The sequence below is a fragment of the Aestuariivirga sp. genome (assembly GCF_044239095.1).
Classification (GTDB): Bacteria; Pseudomonadota; Alphaproteobacteria; order Rhizobiales; family Aestuariivirgaceae; genus Aestuariivirga.
In genome coordinates this window covers 1-21067 of record NZ_JBIICB010000044.1, presented here as the reverse complement: position 1 = coordinate 21067, position 21067 = coordinate 1, and the positions used below count along the sequence as shown (strand labels likewise).

Annotated in this window: 22 protein-coding genes and 1 tRNA gene; 7 read left to right on the top strand and 16 right to left on the bottom strand. The window is 61.4% G+C overall.

Annotation, left to right across the window (positions count from 1 at the left end):
* On the bottom strand, positions 1–887 hold an 887-nt coding region (locus ACILRA_RS06405; RefSeq protein ID WP_395661265.1), incomplete at its 3' end, for an RluA family pseudouridine synthase.
* Here ACILRA_RS06405 and ACILRA_RS06400 point away from each other — a divergent pair.
* Together ACILRA_RS06400 and ACILRA_RS06395 are read left to right on the top strand one after the other, a co-directional pair.
* Positions 886–1227: a hypothetical protein gene (locus ACILRA_RS06400; RefSeq protein ID WP_395661264.1), complete on the top strand. Its 342-nt coding sequence runs from the start codon at positions 886–888 to the stop codon at positions 1225–1227. The two genes, ACILRA_RS06405 and ACILRA_RS06400, sit on opposite strands and share 2 nt — an antisense overlap.
* A gap of 64 nt (positions 1228–1291) precedes the next feature.
* Positions 1292–1366, top strand: a tRNA-Glu gene (locus ACILRA_RS06395).
* A gap of 46 nt (positions 1367–1412) precedes the next feature.
* Here the strand turns inward: ACILRA_RS06395 and ACILRA_RS06390 are convergent.
* Complete coding sequence (locus ACILRA_RS06390) at positions 1413–2354, bottom strand: DUF2950 domain-containing protein (RefSeq protein WP_395661263.1); 942 nt, start codon at positions 2352–2354, stop codon at positions 1413–1415.
* Between the two features lie 27 nt (positions 2355–2381).
* Positions 2382–3794 (bottom strand): DUF3300 domain-containing protein, encoded by a 1413-nt coding sequence (locus tag ACILRA_RS06385; protein ID WP_395661262.1) that lies wholly within the window; start codon positions 3792–3794, stop codon positions 2382–2384.
* 285 nt (positions 3795–4079) lie between these two features.
* On the opposite strand from ACILRA_RS06385, the gene ACILRA_RS06380 reads away from it, so the two are divergent.
* Positions 4080–5279: a hypothetical protein gene (locus ACILRA_RS06380; RefSeq protein ID WP_395661261.1), complete on the top strand. Its 1200-nt coding sequence runs from the start codon at positions 4080–4082 to the stop codon at positions 5277–5279.
* A 97-nt stretch (positions 5280–5376) separates the two neighbouring features.
* Here the strand turns inward: ACILRA_RS06380 and ACILRA_RS06375 are convergent, their stop codons facing one another.
* The 6 genes from ACILRA_RS06375 to ACILRA_RS06350 form a co-directional block, all read right to left on the bottom strand.
* Positions 5377–6267, bottom strand: a complete 891-nt coding sequence (locus ACILRA_RS06375) for a polysaccharide deacetylase (protein WP_395661260.1) — start codon at positions 6265–6267, stop codon at positions 5377–5379.
* A 1-nt stretch (position 6268) separates the two neighbouring features.
* Positions 6269–7330 carry an ABC transporter ATP-binding protein gene (locus ACILRA_RS06370; protein ID WP_395661259.1) on the bottom strand — a complete coding sequence of 354 codons (1062 nt, stop codon included), beginning with the start codon at positions 7328–7330 and terminating at the stop codon, positions 6269–6271.
* The gene (locus ACILRA_RS06365) at positions 7330–8130 is read right to left on the bottom strand and encodes an ABC transporter permease (protein ID WP_395661258.1); all 801 of its coding nucleotides are present in this window, start codon (positions 8128–8130) and stop codon (positions 7330–7332) included. The genes ACILRA_RS06370 and ACILRA_RS06365 overlap by 1 nt, the downstream gene beginning before the upstream one ends.
* Positions 8127–8984 (bottom strand): ABC transporter permease, encoded by an 858-nt coding sequence (locus ACILRA_RS06360; RefSeq protein WP_395661257.1) that lies wholly within the window; start codon positions 8982–8984, stop codon positions 8127–8129. Before ACILRA_RS06360 ends, ACILRA_RS06365 begins: the two co-directional genes overlap by 4 nt.
* Before the next feature lie 137 nt (positions 8985–9121).
* Entirely contained in the window at positions 9122–10258 is a 1137-nt protein-coding gene (locus ACILRA_RS06355; RefSeq protein WP_395661256.1) for a spermidine/putrescine ABC transporter substrate-binding protein, read from the bottom strand.
* A gap of 164 nt (positions 10259–10422) precedes the next feature.
* Entirely contained in the window at positions 10423–11322 is a 900-nt protein-coding gene (locus ACILRA_RS06350; protein ID WP_395661255.1) for a LysR substrate-binding domain-containing protein, read from the bottom strand.
* Between the two features lie 94 nt (positions 11323–11416).
* Here ACILRA_RS06350 and ACILRA_RS06345 point away from each other — a divergent pair, with 94 nt between their 5' ends.
* Together ACILRA_RS06345 and ACILRA_RS06340 are read left to right on the top strand one after the other, a co-directional pair.
* The gene (locus tag ACILRA_RS06345) at positions 11417–12145 is read left to right on the top strand and encodes a BtpA/SgcQ family protein (protein ID WP_395661254.1); all 729 of its coding nucleotides are present in this window, start codon (positions 11417–11419) and stop codon (positions 12143–12145) included.
* Complete coding sequence (locus ACILRA_RS06340) at positions 12142–12768, top strand: phosphoribosyltransferase family protein (protein WP_395661253.1); 627 nt, start codon at positions 12142–12144, stop codon at positions 12766–12768. Before ACILRA_RS06345 ends, ACILRA_RS06340 begins: the two co-directional genes overlap by 4 nt.
* A gap of 181 nt (positions 12769–12949) precedes the next feature.
* Here ACILRA_RS06340 and ilvD read toward each other — a convergent pair whose 3' ends face one another.
* From ilvD to cysQ, 5 genes are all read right to left on the bottom strand, one after another.
* Positions 12950–14674, bottom strand: a complete 1725-nt coding sequence (gene ilvD / locus ACILRA_RS06335) for a dihydroxy-acid dehydratase (RefSeq protein ID WP_395661252.1) — start codon at positions 14672–14674, stop codon at positions 12950–12952.
* A gap of 488 nt (positions 14675–15162) precedes the next feature.
* On the bottom strand, positions 15163–15927 hold the full coding sequence (locus ACILRA_RS06330) for a hypothetical protein (RefSeq protein ID WP_395661251.1): 765 nt from the start codon (positions 15925–15927) through the stop codon (positions 15163–15165).
* Positions 15928–15998: 71 nt separating this feature from the next.
* A complete protein-coding gene (locus tag ACILRA_RS06325) occupies positions 15999–16433 on the bottom strand; it encodes a DUF2147 domain-containing protein (protein ID WP_395661250.1) in 435 nt (144 codons plus the stop codon).
* A 107-nt stretch (positions 16434–16540) separates the two neighbouring features.
* Positions 16541–17125, bottom strand: coding sequence for a DUF1134 domain-containing protein (locus ACILRA_RS06320; protein ID WP_395661249.1), 585 nt, complete (start codon positions 17123–17125; stop codon positions 16541–16543).
* A 151-nt stretch (positions 17126–17276) separates the two neighbouring features.
* Positions 17277–18056 carry a 3'(2'),5'-bisphosphate nucleotidase CysQ gene (gene cysQ, locus ACILRA_RS06315; protein WP_395661248.1) on the bottom strand — a complete coding sequence of 260 codons (780 nt, stop codon included), beginning with the start codon at positions 18054–18056 and terminating at the stop codon, positions 17277–17279.
* Between the two features lie 121 nt (positions 18057–18177).
* On the opposite strand from cysQ, the gene chpT reads away from it, so the two are divergent.
* Positions 18178–18819, top strand: coding sequence for a histidine phosphotransferase ChpT (chpT, locus tag ACILRA_RS06310; RefSeq protein ID WP_395661247.1), 642 nt, complete (start codon positions 18178–18180; stop codon positions 18817–18819).
* 151 nt (positions 18820–18970) lie between these two features.
* On the opposite strand, the gene ctrA is transcribed toward chpT, so the two are convergent.
* Positions 18971–19681, bottom strand: coding sequence for a response regulator transcription factor CtrA (gene ctrA, locus ACILRA_RS06305; protein ID WP_395661246.1), 711 nt, complete (start codon positions 19679–19681; stop codon positions 18971–18973).
* Positions 19682–20080: 399 nt separating this feature from the next.
* On the opposite strand from ctrA, the gene ACILRA_RS06300 reads away from it, so the two are divergent.
* On the top strand, positions 20081–20461 hold the full coding sequence (locus tag ACILRA_RS06300; RefSeq protein WP_395661245.1) for a flagellar export protein FliJ: 381 nt from the start codon (positions 20081–20083) through the stop codon (positions 20459–20461).
* A 208-nt stretch (positions 20462–20669) separates the two neighbouring features.
* Here ACILRA_RS06300 and ACILRA_RS06295 read toward each other — a convergent pair.
* Positions 20670–21067, bottom strand: a 398-nt coding sequence (locus ACILRA_RS06295) for a hypothetical protein (protein WP_395661244.1), incomplete at its 5' end; no start/stop codon positions are given.

The following is a 21067-nucleotide window of genomic DNA, read 5'->3' as shown; positions in this document are numbered from 1 at the left end:
GTCGCTGCGTGAAGTGCCTGCCGATTCAATGCCTTGAGCGCAGCTTTTGAGGCTGCGGACAACTTCATGGCGGAGCTCCGGAACCCGGATCCATAGACCTGATCGCCAAGCAGGGGGTGACCGGCATGGGCCATGTGCACGCGAATTTGATGCGTGCGCCCGGTTTCGAGGCGGCAGCGGATCAGACTGGCGACCGGAGGCCTGCCAAGCGTCTCAAGCAAGCCGTAGTGGGTGATCGCCTCGCGGGCTGAAGCACTGCGGGACACTGCCATCTTCTGCCGGTTCGCCGTGCTTCGCCCGATCGCTGCGGCAATCGAACCGCTTTTCCGCTCCGGCACGCCCCAGACGATGGCGAGATAGCTGCGCTCCAGCCTGCCATCCCGGCCATGGGCGGCGAACTGCTCAGACAGCCCATGGTGGGCCCGGTCGTTCTTCGCCACGACAATCAGCCCGCTCGTGTCCTTGTCGAGCCGGTGCACGATGCCCGGCCGTCTTACGCCACCGATACCCGACAGGCTCTCACCGCAGTGGGAGATCAGTGCATTGACCAGCGTCCCGGTCTCGTTGCCAGCACCCGGATGCACCACCAGACCTGCGGGCTTGTCGATCACGATCAGATCTTTGTCTTCATGGACTATGGAGAGTGTGATTGATTCCGGCCCGGGGGAGGCCGCCGCGGGCTCCGGCAGGAGAACGCACAGGGCCTCTCCGGGTTTCACCTTGTGCCGGGGCTCCCGGACGGGGACGTCCTCGACTCTCACCGCACCTTCCGCGATAAGGGCCTGGAATCTGGCCCGGCTCACGTCGGGAAAAGCGTTCGCCAGCGCCTTGTCGAGGCGTAGAGCCTCCGTTGCGCGTGTTTCGAGGGATTTAGCAGGCACTGACATGAGCACTTCCGATGACATCGCAAGACAGGAACCGAATGAGCCTTCTGCTGGGGTTCCCGCCTCGGCCCGGCTCCTGCTCAGGATCGTCTATATCATGGGCATCATCCTGGTGCTGCTGTTCCTCACGCTTGTGGGCGGCATCATCTGGAAGTCTTCACAGAAGTCACAACCCAAGCCGCAAGCCCCGCCAGCGATGCTGGACCTTGGACTGCCGGCAGGCACCGAGATCCGCCATGCGGAAATCGATGGTGACCGGCTTGTCATCAATACTGGCCGGCTGGTCATCGTGATCGACCTCCGGAAGAACACGATTCTATCGCGCATATCAGCCGGAAACTGAATTCTGCCGCCTCCGCTTGCACTCGGCGGCCGTCATCTGTATAGGGAGCCTCGTTACGGCGTGAGCTCCCTTCGTCTATCGGTTAGGACGGCAGCCTCTCACGTTGCAAAGGCGGGTTCGATTCCCGCAGGGAGCGCCACCTATTCCGCCGCTGGATCAGCACGACCTAGTGCGAGATCCCCTGTTCAGTCTTCGACGACGCTCCAGCTATCATCGGGATTGAAGGACTTGATCCCCTCGACCGTTTTCTCCGTTTCGGGGCCAAGATCCGCCTCGTAGACAATACCGGCATTGTTGATGACGAAGGTATTGACGCCCGTTTCGGCATACCGGGCAGGCCATGCGACGAGCGCGAAGCCGCCGATCATGTTGCCGTTGGTCACATAGTCATAAGCGCCACCTGCCACATTGTCGCCCTGGCTGGTCAGGATACGGAACTTGTATCCGAAATAACCATTGCCATCCTTGGCGCTTTCCAAGGCTCCGAGGTCGATTGATGCGCCGACGGGGCTTTCTCCGTCACCTTGCTCGATCGGCCAGTACAGACCGTCCGTCTGCCCATCGCTGCTGATGAGTTTTTGCCCGAATTCCAGAACGCCGTCTCCGTCACGGTCCTCGGCGGCGTATTCGCGCTGGGCCTGAACGTACAGTTGTGCGGTCTCGATGGCCTGCAATTCGTTCTCACCGATGCGGCGGTTCAGGATTTCCTCAAGACCCGCAACGGTATCGAAGGCCCACTTGCCATCCGCACCCTTCACCAGGGGGAAGGGGAAGGGCCAGAGCTGGCTGCCCAGATCGAGAACCTGCTGCTCACCCTGGTCTTCGATCTTCACGCGTTCAGCCGTGGCCTCGCGGATCTGCTTGAGCTTGTCAGCGATGCCTTCGCTGCCCTCGAGCTTGCCCGCGTCCAATCCGAGAAGCCTGGCCACGGCTGCGGTATCACCCTTTGCCATAGTATCCTTGAAGGCCTGAATACCCGCATCGGCGGTATCGAAGAGGGTGGGTTCCTCGCCGATATAGGCGGCAAGGCCAGCACTCTCCGCGCTGGCGGGCGAGACTGCCGCAAGGGGGCCAATGATGACGGCCGCGCCGAACAGCATGGCGGATAACAGGTGCTTGTTGATCATGTTTGTCTCCTGTCCTGCTGAAGCCGGTTAGCGGCGCTTGCCGCGGCCACCGCCGCCGCCGCCCATCTTATGTTTGGGCATAACGATCTTCTTGCTGCCGCCACCTCCGCCACCGCCACCGATCTTCGGCGGATTGAAGCCTCCGCCCATCGCCTTGTTGCCACGGCTCGACTGCTTGATCGCATCGCGGCTCCGGGTGACATCGCCCAGTGGCGATACATTCGCTGGGCGCTTGTCCATCTTGGCCGCAGGCTTCGGCTTGCCCACGGGCCTGTCGATCTTCGCAGGGCGCGCCATCTTGTCGCCAGCCGCCGGCAGGTTGTTGCCCGGCCGTGCCATCTTGTCGCTCGGCTTGAAGTCCTTGACGGGCTGTTTCTGCATCTTGTCCAGCGTGGACTTGCGGATGTCCTTGGTCTGGATGTCGCCCCTCCCGGGCCGCGCCATCTTGTCGACCCGGTTGTTCGAGATGTTCGCCTTGTCCTTCAGCTTCACCTTGTCGTTGTTCTTGAAGCTGTCCTTGAACTTCGAGTTGTCGATCTTGGCAAAGTTGTTCTTGTCGAAATTGATCTTCGAACGGTCGATCTTGGTCCAGTCGACATCGTTGAAGTTCAGCTTTCCATTGAAGTCATTGCCGATGATGCACTTGTTGCAATCGAAATCGATGTCGATGTCATTGTTTCCCCAACCGTTGTTCCAGTCCCAGTCGCCGCCCCAGAAGCCGTCGTCCCAGTCCACCGCGGCAGCCCAGATGGCGCCGGTCACGGCGCCCGCGAAGAAGGTGGCGCCTGGGTTCCAGTAATAGGGATAGGGATCGGGATAATAGGTGATGGGCCGGTAGACATAGTCCGGCTCGTAAAGCATCTCCGGCTCGTACTGCGGCACGTAGATCACTTCCTTGCTTGCCGGCTGGATGACGATGGTTTCGTCCTGCGTGACCACCTTCACCTTTTCGTCTGACTTGATGACGCCGTTGGCGACAGCCTCCTCGCGCAGTTGCTGGATGGCGGCCAGCACGTCGTCCTGCTGGTTCACGATCGCCTCACCGAATAGCTGCGTCCAATCGAGGTCGTCGCTCATCATCTTGACGATCTCGGGATAGTTGAGAAGCGAGATGACGCTTCCGTCCCAGGCCGCCTTGGGCTTCAGGTCCTTCTTGGTTTTGAGGTCCTCAAGAAAGCGGTCCGCCTCCACGATCTGCAGCGGATAGAGCGAGGCTGCTGATATCACCGCCACGAGCTCATCCGGATAGAGCGCGATCCGTGCAACGATGATTTCGAGTTCGTCGGCTGTCAGCGGCTCGGGCGCCTGTTCGGCCGCCTCGACCGCCTCGGGCGGCGTTTCGGCGCGCGCCGGGATGGCGGCGAGGCCCAGGGATGCTGCAATTGCGGCCGACAGCATCAAGCGATGACCGAAAATCCGCGTGAGGAAGTTGACGTGCATGATGTCTCCCATCTTCATTTCGGCGAACAGGTGGCTTGTCCGCCAGCAGAGTAGAGCAGTCTTGCCGGGCAAAGCACGGGCGAGCTCAATTTTAACTTGTAAAACGCGCCTATCCACGAATCCGCTTCCGGATCGCAGTTCGACTTGATACAATTCCGACCAACACAGTCATACTGTAGATTGCCGTCGGCAAATGCTCATCTGCGCACAATTCCTATGAAAATCCGCAACCGCACGGAACAGTCTTGGTTGGACCGGCGGGCCTTCGCCTGGGCGGGATATGATGTGGCGAGTTCGGTGTATGTGGGCGCGGTGCCCTCCGTTCTGGCGCCGATCTTTATCCGTGAGTTGGCGCAGAGTTACGAGAACCCGACAGCAGTCTGGGGCGTCTTGGCAGCGGTGGCGGTGCTCGTCAGTGCGCTTGTGGTTTTGGCGGCCGCGTCCCTTGCCGCACGGATCAACCGCTTCACCTTGCTCACAGCACTGACGGCGGGGCTCATGGCCGCCATGGCAGCTCTGGCGTGGAACCCCAATGCCTCGCTTGCCCAGGCGGCGCTCGCCTTCGTGGCCGCGCAGAGCTTCTATTTCGCGGCCATGGCGATCTATGAATCCTTTCTGCCCGAAATAGCTCCCGCGGCAGCACGCCAGAGACTTTCCGGATTTGGCTGGGCCATCGGCTATCTCGGTGGAATTACCGCAATCATCATGTTGCTTGTGCTTGTAGCGGGACGGCCGGCGGGTCTGGATGTCATCGCGCATTGCTTTGGCGCGCTTGTGCTCCTGAGCGGGGCCGCCTACGCCGTCATCCTTCCCGCCATGCGGTGGCAAGGCTTCGGGCAAATGCAGAGACCTGTTGGAACGGCACAGTTGCAGGGTGTGCTGGCAGCCATCAGGAACTGGCGCTCCAATTGGGGTGTATTCCAGCTGCTTCTGGGCACGATGCTGATCCAGATGGGCATCTTCGTCGTGATGACCTTCACGGCCCCGATCCTGGCAGACCGCTTCGGGCAGAGTTTGGAGGATCTTCTCTGGCTGCTGCTCGTCATCCATGTGGTCGCCGTTCCGTCTACGCTCGTCTGGAGCCGCCTGATGACGGGCACATCCCGGGCTGCCGCAACGCTGCTTCTGATCTCCTCATGGGGCGTGGTGCTGCTGTTGCTGGCCTTCGGCTCTGGCCCGTGGATGCCGCTCCTCACCGTCACGGTGATCGGCTTCTGCCTTGGCCCCACCTTCTCTGGGCTGCGCGGGTTTCTGGCCGAAAGCGCCGGAAGCTCAGATTCGGTTGCGCTGTTTGCTCTCTCCACCGCAGCTGGGCGGATTGCTGCAGCACTCGGGCCGGCATTGTTTTCCGGTATCCTGTTCCTGGTCGGAGCAGAAGTGGCGCTGCTGTTCATCTTCGTGGTGCTTGCCATTGGCGGCGCCATCGTACTCAACCGCATCCGGCAGGATGTTGTGGCAGTCGCGGCGCCAGAACCCGCCGATTGAACCGAGAGCAAACGTCGGGTTAGCCGCGTCTGTGTTGCAGTCCTGTCAGGCACACGGTGAGTTTACCGGAGCTCACTGAGGCTGGTGCTCACCAAGATCAGCCAAGCTGGCTCGTTGTGTAGTAAGGCAACTGCTCGACACGCGGGGAATAGAGTCCTTCCGCCGTTACCTTTTTCACATGACCGATGATGTCTTCGAGCGGCGCGAACCACACGCTCTTGGTCTTGAGGGTGACGTCCAGCCACTGTTCGACGAGACGCCAGCGCGCGAGCCGGCCCGTTAGGAATGGGTGCCAGATGCCGATCCAGAAACCGCCCGCTTCATACTGCGCATCGAATTCCTCCCAGAATGCCTTGAGGCCTTCAGAGGGCGCCTTCACAGGCATCATGTAGCCGATCTCTGAATAATGGGCGAAAGGTGGCCAGTCATCCGTACCCCAGTGGACTGGCGCTTCCCAGAGTTCGCCCTTCTGGGTCCTCATCAGATAGGGAATATCATCAGCCATGAGCGAGGATTCATAGAGAAAGCCATGCTCGATCAGCAGGTCGATCACCTGCTGGGTCACGTTATAAACGGGAGCGCGATAGCCACGCGGCGCGCGGCCGGTCCGGCGCCTGTGAATCTCCATCGCTTTCTCGAATGCGATCCTCTGCGCCTCACCCCTGGTCTCGATCGGGTCCTCATGGATCAGGCCGTGGTGTCCGATCTCGTGTCCGTCCTTCAGCATGGCCTCGATGGCTTGCGGGTACTGCTCGATGCACCAGGCAGGAATGAAGAAGGACTGCTTCAGACCGAATTTTCTGTAGGTGTCGAGAATGCGCGGCACGGCAACAGTCGGACCATAACGCCCCATGGAAATGGGGTAGAGCCTGTCGTGAGCGTCCTGCGGCCGCGAGACGTGGATGAGCGAATCCGCATCCATGTCGAAGGTGATTGCGCAGGCGCAGCGCGCGCCGTTGGGCCAGGGAATGGGATTGCTGATCATCATCTCACACTGTCAGTACATGGGCATGCGAAGGGTCGAAGGAGAGAAACAGTTGCTGTCCAGGCTCACGCGGAATGCCCTCAAGCAGACGCTCCTGGACCTGTACCTTGACCTCCATGCCGTCCGCAGCTTCGAAGAACAGCGTCACCATTGAACCAACGAATTCTTCTGAAATGAGTTGGCCCGCGAAGACATTGGGGGCTACGGGCCTGGTAGCGGACAATGATACCACGTCGGCTGCAACGACGAAGTCCACCTGCTCGCCGGGCCTTGCCCGGGAATCGAGGTTGAATGTACCTGCTGCCGTCTCGACCGCCCCCGCGGCGTTCACCTTGCCTGAGAAGATGTTGTTGCGCCCAACGAACTCCGCAACGAACCGGCTTGAAGGCGTTCTGTAGATATCGCGCGCCGAGCCTATCTGCGCGATCTCGCCCTTCGACATGATGACGACACGATCCGCCATCGCGAAGGCCTCTGACTGCGAATGGGTGACATACACGAAGGTGATGCCCAGCTCACGCTGCAGCTTGGTCAACACACCTTGCATGCGGATGACGAGATGAGCGTCAAGTGCTGAGAGTGGTTCATCGAGCAGCAGGATCTTCGGTTCGGTGACGAGGGCACGGGCAAGCGCCACGCGCTGGCGCTGCCCGCCCGAAAGCGAGCCCACGTCACGTTCTGCAAATTCGCCGATGCCGAGCCGTTCCAGCCAGTCTTCCGCCTTCCGGCGGCGCGCCGGCTTGTCCATGCCGCGCATCTTCAGGCCGAACTCGACATTCTCACGCGCGTTGAGGAAAGGAAACAGCGCGAGTGACTGCCAAACCATGGGCGTGTCACGCTCATGCGGCTTGACGCCGAGCAGCGATTTTCCCGCGAGGCGGATGTCTCCCTCCGTTGGCTCCTCGAGGCCTGCCAGCATGCGCAGCGTCGTGGTCTTGCCGCATCCCGACGGACCCATGAAGGCCAGGAATTCACCTTCGTTGATCTCGAAATTCATGCGCTTGACCGCCTCGAAGGTTCCGAAGCGCTTCACGACATTGTCGAACACGACGAGGGGGGCAGGCATCAGGATTGATCCGATTTCCGTGCGCGGCCCATGATGAGCATCTGCGCGATGACAACGAGAGTGATGGAGACGAGGAAAACTGCGCTGCCGATCGCATTGACCTGCGGATCGATATTGCCAGTGAGGATTTCGAGGATCACGACGGGCACAGTCTTGTTGAGGCCTGAAACAAACCACGCCACTGCGAATTCATCGAAGGAGACTGCTGCCGTCAGGCAAAGGCTGGCGATGATCGAGGGCATGGTGAAGGGAATGACGACGGATTTCATCGTCACCCACTCTGAGGCGCCGAGGTTCCACGCCGCAGGCTCAAGGTTTGGATCCATCTGGTTCAGCCTGAGGCGGATCACTGCCATGGCAAAGGGCGCGCAGAGCACGGTGTGGGCGATGATGATCGAGACCGTCATGCCTGATGCGTTGAACATTGAGAGCCATCCCAGCGTCGCCAGCGCCATGATGATGAGTGGGATCGTGGGTGGCAGAAGTGCAAGGATGAGAAAAGCCTTCTTGCCGAAGAAGTCGTAGCGATAATCCGAATAGGCGGCGGAGAAGCCGATGCCGGTGGCGAGGACGGCCGTGACGCTGGCAACGATCAGGCTCCTCAGCGCGGCGTCCCACGCTTCCGGATTGCTGAAGGCCTTCACGTACCATTCGGTTGTGAAGGAACCGAGCGGGATCGTTGGAAACCGGTCTGAGTTGAAGGAGAACACAAGGCTCGCCAGAATCGGCGCGAAGACGAACACGAAGACCAGCGCCGTGTAGACGCCGAGCACCCAGCGAATGAGCTTGTCGTCCCTCATCTGACGCGCTTCCGGTATGCGAAGGCAATCGCCGTGAAGGCGACGATGAGAAGGGTGAGGATCATCATGATGGCGACCACCGCAGCGCGCGGCCATTGCTGGCCCGACTTGGATGTGTCGACGATCATGATGGAGAGGGTAGGCGGCTTCGACCCGCCTAGGTAATATGGCGCAACGAAATCGCCGAATGACAAGATGAAGCAGAACACTGCGGCAACCACCAACCCGGTTTTCGCCAGCGGGACCACCACGGTGAAAATGGTGCGGAGGCGCCCGCAACCCAGATTATGCGCGGCCTCTACAAGACGCTTGTCGATGTTGGCGAGGGCAAAGGTCTGCAATATTACGGCCAGCGGCAGGCAAAGCGTCAGGTAGCCCACCATTGTGCCGAGTGTGGTGTTGAGCATCTGGTAGGGTCCGAGACCCAGAAAGGAGAGCCCGGCATTGATCACGCCCTGCTGCGCCAGAATGACCTGCCAGGCGAAGATCCTCACCAGATAGCTTGTGAAGAACGGAATGATCAGGAAGAAGATCGCCCAGCGTCTTGTTGACTCGCTGGCCTTGAAAGCCAGGAAATAGCTCGCCGGGAAGGCCAGCAAGCTGGCCACGATGGTGGCAAGAAGCGCCATCCACAGGGTGAAGAAATAGGCATCCCAGAAGAAACCGCGGGTCAGCATGCGCTCCCAGTTGGCGAACTGGAAGGCGATCTCCATGCGATAGTTCTTCACCAGGAAGAACGACATCGCCACCATGAAGACCAGTGGACCGATGAAGAACAGCCCCTGCCACACGATCAGCGGCAGCCGCCAGGCGATGGCGTAGTAGTCTGGTCTTGTGGGGGTTTTCGAGGTCATCTCAGCCTTGCTGCATGGCTCCCCTTGCGGGCGTCACCCCGGCGAAGGCCGGGGTCCAGCTTTGGTTCAGTGCGAAAAAAGAAGCTGGATCCTGGCCTTCGCCGGGATGACGGCATGTGTGGTATGCGAACGCCCGATCAGGCGTTCTTGTATTCCTGCCAGAACTCGTTCCAGTCCTCGAGGCTCTGTTGCTTCGGCGTGTCGCGGTAGAAGATCCGGCCTTCCTTGATCAGCGTGATCGGATCATTTGCGGCGCCATCGACCTGGCCGGTGCGCTGGGCCTCCTTCGCATCGACCTCGTTGAGCTTGGCGCGGCCGCCCTTGGTGATCGCGAAGCCGGGATAGGCCAGCATGCGGGCCGAGGTCGCCTGACCTTCGGGCGAGAGCATGTATTGGATGAACTTCTTGACGATGTCCGCCTTTGCCGTGCCCTTTCCGATGGAATAGGACTCGGTCCACTGGATGCCACCTTCCTTCGGCACCACTGACTTCACGGTGGCGCCGTCGCGCTCCAGCACGCCGGTGATCCAGTCGCCGATGCCCGCCATGGCCATCATCTCGCCGTTCTTCAGGCCGTTGAACGTGCCGCCGTAATCGAAATAGCCGCCAACCTGCGGACGGAGCGACATGGTCGTCTCCTTGATCTTCGTCCAGCCGGCGTCGTCCTGATCCCAGAGCTTGGCTCCGTTGCCATTGTAAAGGCTCATCTGGCCAAGGCTCGGGAGGTGCCAGTCGAAGTGGCCAACCTTGCCCTTGATCTCGGGTTTCCAGAAGGCCTTGTAGCTCATGGCCTCCTCTTCCGACATCGCCGTGGTGTTGTAGGACACGCCGAGGTGGCCGCAGCGCACCATCATCGAATAGAGCTTGCCGTCGTTCCAGTGCCCGGGAAACTGCTTGAAGTCATCATAGAGCATGTCGTCAAAGGGATAGTCCGCGGCGTTCAGCTCTTCGATGTAGCCGGCACCGTTCAGCTGCTGGACGAACTCGCCGTCAGACAGGATGATGTCGTAGGTGCCGGGCGGGGACTGGGCGATCAGCGCCATCATGTTGTCGCCGCCGGCATAGTACTTGGGCTTGAACTTGACGTTATTGGCGGCTTCGAAGGCCCCAACCATGTCCGGCTCGCCATGGCCGTACCAGGCCAGCATGTTGATTTCGACGGCCTGCGCCCAGGCCCTGCTGACGTAGGGCGTGCAGAGAGCCGTGGTGGCCGCTGCCGCACCGTATTGCAGGACATTACGTCGGGTGAATGTCTTGGTCTTGGTCTTGGTCATGCGTGTTTCTCCTGGAGCCGGAGGGTTGCCCGGCGGTTATTCCCATACCCTTGACCGCGCATGCCATCATGTCTTGTCGCCGAAGTCCAGCGGGTCTGGTTAATAACTAGCCTCACAGGGTCCATGCGGGAAATTTATGCTGTTTATGCTGGCATGACGCCAGCTTATCGAGCAGGGAATGCCCTGGATGGAGCAGGCTCAGCCGCCTCGTCCATGCGGGAGATCAGGGAATCCACCAGCATCAGCCCCGCTCCTGACAGTCGCTGATGCTTGTAGAACAGGCCGATGCGAATCGGTTCCATGGCGGGAAATCCATCCCGGGCTGTCAGCGCGCGCATGTCCGGGAGCAGGGTCTTCCGGGTGAGTGCCGTGATGCCGATCCCGCCGCTGACGGCGCGCTGCAATCCGCCGATTTCAGGGGTTGTGTAGGCGATCCGCCAGTCTCGCCCCTCCGACCGGAGCGCAGCCGTCATGCGCCGCCGGTACTCACAACCCTCTGGATGTGTGACGAGGGGAACCGGATCCTGCCGATCGACCGTTGCATCGCGTGCCACGGCCCAGATCGGGGTTTCCTCCCAGCTCCGCACCAGATAGGGGTTCCGGTCCTGGGAGAGCAGCGCAATCGCGATGTCGAGCTCGTCGGCATGCAGCAGATCGATGAGCCTGCGGGAGAGGTCGCAGGTGATGGACATGGTCACCTGAGCATTTTCCCGCACGAAGCCGGCAATGGCCTCCTGCAGGAAGGCAACAGAAAAGTCGGTCGGAAGCCCGACCCGAAGCTGCCCCTTGGCGGATCGCCCTTTCAGTTTCGCGACGGCCTCGTCATTGAGGCGCAGGAGCTGGCGCGCATAGACGGCAAGGGCCTCGCCTTCCTCTGTCAGCTTCAGCTCGCGGCCCTCATGGGTGATGAGGCGGGCATCCAGAAGCTCTTCCAGCCTTTTCATCTGCAGTGATATTGCGGGTTGGGTGCGGCCAAGGGACTCGGCCGCGCGGGTATAGCCCCCGAGATCGATGACGCTCACGAAAGCGCGCAGAAGGTCCGTGGGAAGGTTGATGGACCGCATTCATTGCCCTTATGGAGCCATCATCATTATAAATTTCCGAAATTCCGGCAAGCCCGTAATTCTTGAGCGCATGAACAGGCATGATTTCCGAAAAATGTTCAAGGCCGTGGGTCCCGTGGTGCTGCCCGTCATCCATGTCCTCGACAATGACCAGGCGGAGCGCAATGTCCGCGTCGTTGTGGGAGAAGGAGCGCCAGGCTGCTTCCTCATAAACCATGACTTCGAGATGGAACGGTTCCTGCCCATCATCGCCCATGTGCGGGCAAGGTTCCCCGCCTTGTGGCTGGGCGTCAATTTCCTGGCAGTCACAGGCAAGCTCGCCTTTCCCGCGCTTGGCAGGCTGAAGCGTGACGGCATCCTGGTCGACGGCTACTGGGCGGATGATGCGCGCATTGACGAACGCCGCTCCCAGAGTGACCAGCCTGAGGCTCAGGACATTGCGTCGGCCATGGCCTCCTCCGGCTGGACAGGGTTCTATACCGGGGGCACATGCTTCAAGAAGCAGCGCGAAGTGCTTCCTGAACACTATGAATACGCAGCAAGTCTTGCCACGGAATACATGGATGCCGTGTGCACCTCTGGCGTGGCAACCGGACATGCCGCTGACAATGACAAGATCCGGACTTTCCGGCGCGGCATCGGTGAACACGCCATGACGCTCGCCTCCGGAATCACGCCAGAAAACGCCCATGCTTACATGGATGACGTCGACGGCTTCATGGTCGCCACCGGCATCAACAGGGACGGCGATTTCTACAATATCGAGCCATCGAAGCTCAGCCTGCTTCTCAAACTCACCCGCGACTATGGAGCCAGATCATGAGCCGCAACAAGGGACCCCGCGACGACCGCTGGTACCTCAAACTGATGGCGCCTAATACCAAGGGTCCAAAGTTCGCCTGGCTGGACCCGACGTCCATCTACATCAACGGCGAGGCCTTCCATGACCTGCTCGACGATCTCGTTGCGGATCTCGAAGGGGTGACGTGCGACGTGGTCGGCGGTCTCGACGCGATGGGTTTTGTGCTGGGTTCCGCATTGGCCACGAGGCTGGGCGTCGGGTTTCTGCCGATCCGCAAGGCTGGAAAGCTCTGTGTCGACACCGACAAGGTGAGCTTCTCCAATTACTCCGGCCGTACCCAGGATATGGAAATGCGGCTTCCCGCCTTTGCCCCGGCGACCAAGGTGCTGCTGGCCGACCAGTGGGTCGAGACGGGTGGCACCATGGATGGCGCCATCCGCCTCGTTGAAAGGCAGGGGGGCGAGGTCGTTGGCCTCGCTGCCGTGGCAATCGAGGAGAACGAAGTCACCAACAGCTACCGCCAAAAGTACCGCTGCGTTTCCGGCGTGGTGAAGGGCAGCCAATGGCAGGCTGAATGCAACGCACAGAAGCTCTCAAGTTTCGAGAGCTACACGCCGGAGATCGTTTTTCCTGCCATCCGATAATGGAACTTCAGTCTGGTTCGGCGGCCTTTGCTGAACCACACACGCTGTTGACGGCATGGGTTCCAGCATCGCCCGCGCGCGGAAAGATCAATCTCTTGAGCATGATCTTATCGCAAAAGTGGTTGCCACTTTTGCGGATCATGCTTGAGCCATGATCCCTGAACGGCAGTGAGTGGAAAACTCAGATGTCCGCGTAGGTCCTCATCTCCGCCCCGCCGCCGGGATGCGTAACCGCTCCACCAACGGCAGGGCCAACCTGCTGTGCATATTTCCACAGAGTTCCTGAGTTGTAGCCGTGCTCCCGCGGTGCCCAGTGCTTGCGGCGGCGTTCGAACTCCTCATCGGAGACTTCGCAAGACAGCACGCCTTCAACGGCATCGATGGTGATGATGTCGCCATCCATCAGAAGTCCGATCGGGCCGCCCAGTTGCGCCTCGGGTCCGACGTGCCCGATACAGAAGCCACGCGTTGCGCCAGAGAAGCGGCCATCGGTGATGAGGGCTACCTTGTCGCCCATGCCCTGGCCGTAGAGAGCCGCGGTCGTGGACAGCATCTCGCGCATGCCCGGGCCTCCGCGCGGCCCTTCGTAGCGGATCACCAGCACCTCACCTTCCTTGTACTGCTTCTTGGAAACCGCCTCGAAGCAGTCCTCTTCCGTGTCGAAGCAGCGTGCAGGACCCTGGAACTTGAGGTTCTTCATGCCCGCCACTTTCACGATGGCGCCTTCCGGTGCAAGATTGCCCCTGAGGCCCACGACGCCGCCGGTCACTGTGAATGGATTGTTGGCGGGGCGGATCACGTCCTGGTCGGTGTTCCACTTCACGCCCGCCATGTTTTCCGCCATTGTCCGGCCGGTGACCGTCATGCAGTCACCATGCAGGAAGCCATGGTCAAGCAGCGTCTTCATGAGCAGCGGGATGCCACCCACCTCGAACAGGTCCTTCGCCACATACCTGCCGCCGGGCTTCAGGTCGGCGATGTAGGGGGTCCGCTTGAAGATTTCGGCCACGTCAAACAGGTCGAACTTGATACCTGCCTCATGCGCGATGGCGGGAAGATGAAGTGCCGCGTTCGTCGAACCGCCTGAGGCGGCGACGACCGTCGCCGCATTCTCCAGTGCCTTCCGTGTGACGATGTCGCGCGGCCGGATGTTCCTCGCAATGAGCTCCATCACCTTCTCGCCTGCCGTGTAGCAGAAGGTGTCGCGGATTTCGTAAGGAGCAGGTGCGCCGCAGGAGTAGGGGAGTGCGAGGCCGATCGCCTCGGCGACCGTCGCCATCGTATTGGCGGTGAACTGCGCGCCGCAGGAACCTGCGGAGGGGCAGGCCTTCTGCTCGAGTTCGAGCAGATCCTCATCCGACATCGCACCCACGGAATGCTTGCCCACGGCCTCGAACACATCCTGCACGGTGACGGGTCTTCCCTTGAAGGTACCGGGAAGAATCGAGCCGCCATAGATGAAGACGGATGGCACGTTCAGTCGCACCATGGCCATCATCATCCCGGGCAGTGACTTGTCGCACCCCGCAAGGCCCACCAGCGCGTCATAGCAGTGGCCGCGCATGGTCAGTTCGACCGAGTCCGCGATCACGTCGCGCGAGACGAGTGAGGCCTTCATGCCCTGGTGGCCCATCGCGATCCCGTCGGTCACCGTGATGGTGCAGAACTCGCGCGGCGTGCCGCTTGCCGAGGAAACGCCCTTCTTCACAGCCTGCGCCTGGCGCATGAGCGCGATGTTGCAGGGCGCTGCTTCATTCCAGCAGGAAGCCACGCCAACAAAGGGCTGGCTGATCTGCTGTGGCGTGAGCCCCATGGCATAGTAGTAGGATCTGTGCGGCGCGCGCTCCGGCCCAACACTGACGTGCCGGCTGGGCAGCTTGTTCTTGTCGATGACGGGCTTGTCCATGTGCTCTTCCCCCGAAAAAATAAAAACTTACTGGCCCTCCTGTACATCGGCAAGAAGGGGAAGCCGACATTACAAAGTTTTCAGATTTGATCAGGCCTTGACGCCCGGAACCTCATCACGAACTCGCATGCCAGACCACCGGGGCTGTGCCACTACCGTGTCAGGGGTAATCAGTATACGGAGGAGATGCGCGAAGGCAGCGCCTGCAAACATCGAGGCGTGGGCAGTGATGGCTTTCTCTACGGCATGATCTTGCGGGTCTCTTCTTCAGAGAGATATCTCGTCATCGTATCGCTGAAGCGGAGGTCATGCTGTCCCGCCTTCTCGAGCGAGCTCGCAAGATATGCCACCCATACGGCGGGCCATCTCGGTCCCGCCCGGGTGGTAATTCGGGTGGAGCAGCAGAATGAAGATTAGAGGGCTCCCTCAAACAACTTTCAGGAAGGCCACTTGTCCGTGCAAGATAACCCTTGGATCCTGGCCAAGCCTCAGGCGGGTGATGTCGCGCCGGTTTTCAGGTCGCGGGGACTGCTGGGCAGGAGGATGAGGTTTTCGGGCGGAGAAGAGGAGGCAGGGGTATCGGTCCAGTCGGCTTCGAGTTTCTGGAGGCCGGCTTCAAGTTTGCTTGTCTGGTGCTCGGCTTCGGCGAGCCTTTCGGCGATTGGGTGCTGGGGCTGGCGGGCGGGCTTTGACATTTCGCTCAGCTGGTCGATGCGCTGGCGCAGGCGGATTTCGGGATCGACGGCTGGAGAGACGGGCTCCGTGCCCGCTGCTGGCGGCGTGAACTTGTGGCCCTCGTAGCCGCGCTTCTTGCGTAGCTTCTGCAGCGCTTCGTCGCGGGCGGCGAGCCCCTGGCGCAGTCCCTCCTCCTGCGCCGTGCTGCCGGCGAGAGCGGCTTCAAGCTCCCTGACACGGGCTTGGAGCTGGCGCAGCTCGGCGGACCGCGCTGCGTCACTGACCTCCACATGCTGGACACGATTTCGGTGGCGGCTGACCTCGGCCATGCTTTCGGCGAGGCGAAGCTTCGCCTCCTCGAGCCTTGCGCCCATACGCTGAGCCAGCATGGCATATTCGGCCCTGAGCCTGTCGCGCTCGGTCTGCAACCCGATGAGGGAGGAGGGCACCTGGCGCTGCATGCGCCGGGCGCCAACCTTGACGGCCGACCTCCACAGCATGCGGCCGATGAACAGCGCGATCAGGCTCGCGAGCGAAAAGCCCAGCACGATCAGCAATATCGTCTCGGTACCAGACATCGAGCCTCCGGCGATCTCGTCTTTCTAGCCAATCCTGGCCCGCCGCGCCAGCGGTGGCGTTGCCGCTATCCTCAGTTGCTGCGGATGAAGGTGTTGGTCTTGCAGAAAACGCCCGCGACGCAGCCCTTCACCTTCATGCTGCTGCCATCGTAGCGCACGGTGGCGCTGTAGGTCTTGCCGTCGTCCGGATTGTAGATGGCGCCCTTCCAGAGATTGTCGCCCGCTGGCTTCATGCCGATCAGGATCGACAGCCCGATCAGCGGGCGCTGGCGCTTGGCGGGATCGGGGTTCTCACGGTCGACCTTCGGCTTGCCGTCGATCTTGCTGATCGGCTCCTTGAGGTCAACGATCTGGGCGCAGAGATTGCCGCCGCAGTCATCGATCTTGACCGTCACCTTGCCGTTGGACATGGCCCAGACGCCCTGAGGATCGGCAAGGGCCGGCCCGGCAAGTGTGAAGGTGAGGAGCAAACTGGCCAGAACGGCTTGTGTCAGGCGCTTTCGCATGGCTGTGGTTCCTTTCGCGCAGGCGGCAGAAAACCGAGAAACTTGACCAAACCAAGGCCTTCCCATGACAGTTGGCCCCGCGCTACGGGACCCCGCCGTGCAAGTGCTCAGAACGGGTTCCAGTTGGGGCGGCTCGAATACTTGAGATAGCCCACGTTGGCCCCGAGCCTGGCGCCCACCCCGGTGCGGATCGGGGCGAGGATGATTTCGTCCTTGGCCTGGAAGTTGACGCCCACGCCGCCCACAACATAGGCGGAGCCCTCAACCCCGCCGAAGCGCGTGTAGAGGTCCTCCGGGCTGTCCGAATTGTAGATCAGCACGAGGCTGCGCGAGCCGTTGGCGCCGAAATCGAAGCCGACGGAGGGTCCCTGCCAGTAGATGCGCTGCTTGATGCCGTTCTTGTAGTAGATCGTGCCTTCGCCATAGCGCAGGCCGCCCACGAAGGACCCGGCAGCCTCCTCGCCCACGATGTAGGCGCTGGGCTCGCCCTGGCGCTGGAAGACGTATTCGACGGCATTGGCCAGGCCGCGCGTGGTCTTGCCGAAGAAGCTGTGGCCGACGTCCAGCACCTCTTCGGTGGTGAAGGTTTCGCGCTCCGCCTTGGAGACGGAGGAGGTCGTCTGGGCGGCGGCGGGCAGGGGAACGGCGGCGAAAAGGGCCAGGGCAAGGCAGGCAGTCAGCATCTTGTTCATCGAATCGTCCTCAACGTGACATGTGGCCGGATATGCCTGGCACTCATGGCAAGCGGTGATGGCAAGTCCATGGCAGCAACCCGTTTGGACAAAAGCCTAGCAGCGCCGGATTGCGGCTTGGTTAATGCTTCCTGATGCGGGGCAGCCGGTATCAGGCGCTGGCGATGAAGCCCGGGTTGTCGTAGCCGCGCGCCCGCTTGCCATAGGTCAGGTCAGGTCCTTCGACCGTCACCACCTTGCCGCCGGCGGCGAGCAGTACGGCATGGCCTGCTGCCGTGTCCCACTCCATGGTGCGGCCGAAACGGGGGTAAAGATCGGCCTCGGCTGCCGCGATGAGGCAGAACTTGAGGGAGGAGCCCGCTGAGCACAGCGACTTCACCTTCACCGTCTTGAGGTAATCCTCCGTCGCCTGGTCGCGGTGGGAGCGGCTGGCGACCACGGTTGCGCCATCGGCGGGCAGACTGCGCACGGCAAGCGTGTTCCACACGGGAGCATCATCGCCCTCGATGCTGCCGTGGGCGGCGCCATGGTCCTTCTCACCCCAGAAGATGCGCTTGAGCGCCGGGGCATAGACGACGCCCGCCGCCGGGATGCCGTTCTCGACAAGGGCGATGTTGACGGTGAATTCGCCGTTCTTCGAAATGAATTCCTTGGTGCCGTCCAGAGGGTCAACCAGGAAGAATTTTTCTGCAACCGCGGGAATCTTGCCAGCCGAGGCGGCCTCCTCCGAGATCACCGGCACGTCAGGGCTGATCTTCGCCAGCCCGGCGAGGATGATCTTCTCGGCTGCCTCGTCGGCCTCCGTCACCGGCGTCAGGTCACCCTTGTCCTTGGCGGAAAAATCGGTTGCGTAGATCGCCATGATCTCCGCCCCCGCGACGGCCGCGAGGTCGATGAGCGACTGCATGAAGGGCGAGGGGACGGGGTTCATCGGTTGCGGGCTCCGGCGCTGATGCGCGCGCTTCATGGTCGCGAAAGCCAATTCAGTCAATGCGGAAATTCGGCGCCCGCAATGCTACAACAGCCATACGAATCACTCGCGGGGCTCATCCATGTCCGACGTCATCACCGCCGAAGCCAGGCTTTCCGATCTCGATCTCGCGGCACTGCTGTGCAGCCGCGTGTGCCATGACGTGATCTCGCCGGTGGGCGCCATCGCCAACGGGCTCGAACTGATCGACGACCCCGAGATGGACGCCGAGACCAAGGAAACCGCCCTCGACATGGTGCGCAGTTCGGCCAAGACCGCGGCGGCGAAACTGAAGTTCTGCCGCATCGCCTTTGGTGCTGCGGGCTCGGCTGGCGCCTTGATCGACATGGGCGAGGCGGGCGAGATCGCCAAGGCCTTCGTGGGCGAGGAAAAGGTGAAGCTGGAGTGGAACGCCCCGCGCGAGAACCGGCCGAAGCAGCAGGTGAAGCTGGTGATGAACATGATGCTGATGGCGATGGCCGGCATCCCGCGCGGCGGGCTGGTAACGGTTACAGTGGAGGGCGACCAGTTCACCGCGCGCGCCGTGGGTGACCGGGCGAAGGTGCCGGAGCAGATCGCGCAGGTGCTGGACGGCACGATCGAACTGACCGGCCTCGATGCCAGGCTGGTGCAGCCCTATTACGCCAAGCAGCTGGCACGCTCGGCGGGCCTTGCGCTGAGCATGGGGCTGGACGGTGCAGACGTGGTGGTGAAGGCCGCCTGAAGCATGGTTGCAGCGTGTTGATTCACGTTGCTTTTTGGTTGCGGAAAGTTGTGGTTTGCGTTGCTGCCGTAGATGCGCGGCGTCGCGCATCTGTCTATGAAAATTTTCATAACGCAGACGTGACAGCTTGCGCTGTCAGGGCCGGGTGACTTCAGGCGCTCTCGCGCAGGTCCTCGCCCATGGGGGGTGCGTTTTCGCGCAGCACGTAGCCGCGGCCCCAGACGGTTTCGATGAAGTTCTTGCCGCCCGCCGCACTGGCGAGCTTCTTCCTCAGCTTGCAGATGAAGACGTCGATGATCTTCAGTTCGGGCTCGTCCATGCCGCCGTAGAGGTGGTTGAGGAACATTTCCTTCGTCAGCGTGGTGCCCTTGCGGAGCGAGAGCAGCTCCAGCATCTGGTATTCCTTGCCGGTGAGGTGCACGCGGGCGCCGCCGACTTCCACCGTCTTTGTGTCGAGGTTCACGCAGAGGTCGCCGGTGATGATGACCGACTGGGCATGGCCCTTGGAGCGGCGGACGACGGCGTGAATGCGCGCGACCAGCTCGTCCTTGTGGAAGGGCTTGGTCATGTAGTCGTCGGCGCCGAAGCCCAGGCCCCGCACCTTGTCTTCAATGCCGGCGAGGCCGGAGAGGATGAGGATGGGGGTGTTGACCTTGGCGACGCGCAGCGTCTTCAGCACTTCATAGCCCGACATGTCGGGCAGGTTCAGGTCGAGCAGGATGATGTCGTAATCATAGAGCTTGCCGAGGTCGACACCTTCCTCGCCGAGGTCGGTCGTGTAGACGTTGAACCCTTCGGACTTGAGCATCAGTTCGATGCTCTGGGCCGTCGCGGTATCATCCTCGATCAGCAAAACCCGCATGTCTTATCCCCTATGCTCCCGGCTCCGCCGTGGAGCCCCCTTTTACGGCTGGCGCGGCCGACGGGGCACTGCGCACGACAAACCGTTAATGTTGGTACTCAAGATACGCTGGGAAAGGTTAACAAACCCTAATTCACCATACGCAACGCATTCACCAATCCGGCTGCATGTAGTAGGATGCGCAACTGCGCACACCACATGTTGATGCCTCGCCGGTGCAACCGCACCGTGGATCTCTGGATGGTGTCCTACCCTGCGGTTTACCCGCCCTTAAGCTTGCAGGATCATCATGCAGTCAAGACGCTTACCGGAATCTGTTGCCTAGTTGATTCGCGGAATCGTGCAAAGGGGGACGTTCGAGGGTCCCTTGGTTAGTAGAGTAGGGTTAGGGGTTACAAGATGCGCTCACGCGAGACGCTCCTCAGGCTGCACCGTTTCCGCACCGAGGAAAAGCGGCGGCAAGTTGCCGATATGGAGTTCATGATCCAGGACTTCACCCGGAAATACGAGGATCTCGACGCGCAGGTGAAGTTCGAGGAGAGCCGCAACGGTGTGAGCGACCCCTCCCATTTCAATTATTCTCTCTCCGCCAAGGCCACGCGCGGGCGGCGCGACAACGTGATGCGCTCGATCGCCGAACTGCGCGACCAGCTGGCCGAGGCGCAAGAGGCGTTCGCTGCCGAGGAGCAGGAACTGAAGCGCGTGGAAATGATGGCGGAGAAGGAGCAGGGCTCCGCCACGCCGCTGCCGCAGGCGGCAGCCGCGCAGGGCATGCGCTGAAAACACGGTTTTTCGCCCGCCCTTGGGGTCTCTCCGCGCGGTGTGCTGGTTGACAGAGCCCCTCATCCGCCCTTCGGGCACCTTCTCCCACGCCATGCGCGGGAGAAGGGACGTGGTGGTCAGAGCCGGTGTGTGTTGAGGCGCTCGACCGGAGGCCACATCATCGCACCTTGGTTCGCCGGAATGACGGAACCTTTGGGTATTATCCTCAGAGCCGGTGTGTCTTGAGGCGCTCGTAGAAGGGGCGGGCCTGGTCTGCGATGCGTTGCAGGTGGCCGGGCAGCGGTGGCGGTTCGGGCGGGGGTGAGCCGAAGCCGGTTGAGGCCCAGACGGCGTTGTACCAGTGCGTTGCCCAGACGCCGTCGAAGGGCTTGGGGCCTGCGGGCCATTTCAGCATCGCATCGTCGAAGGGGATGCCGCAGGCTTCGCACAGCCGTGTGAGGGTGCCGCGCGGATCTTTCAGGATGTCGTCGGTGTCGACGACGGGCGGGGCCTTGCCCAGATGATCCGCCACCATGTCATAGATCTCCACCTGCTCGACGAAGCCGATGTCGCGCAGTGACACGTCGGACCATTTCTTGGTGTAGCTCGTCAGCACCCGCTCCG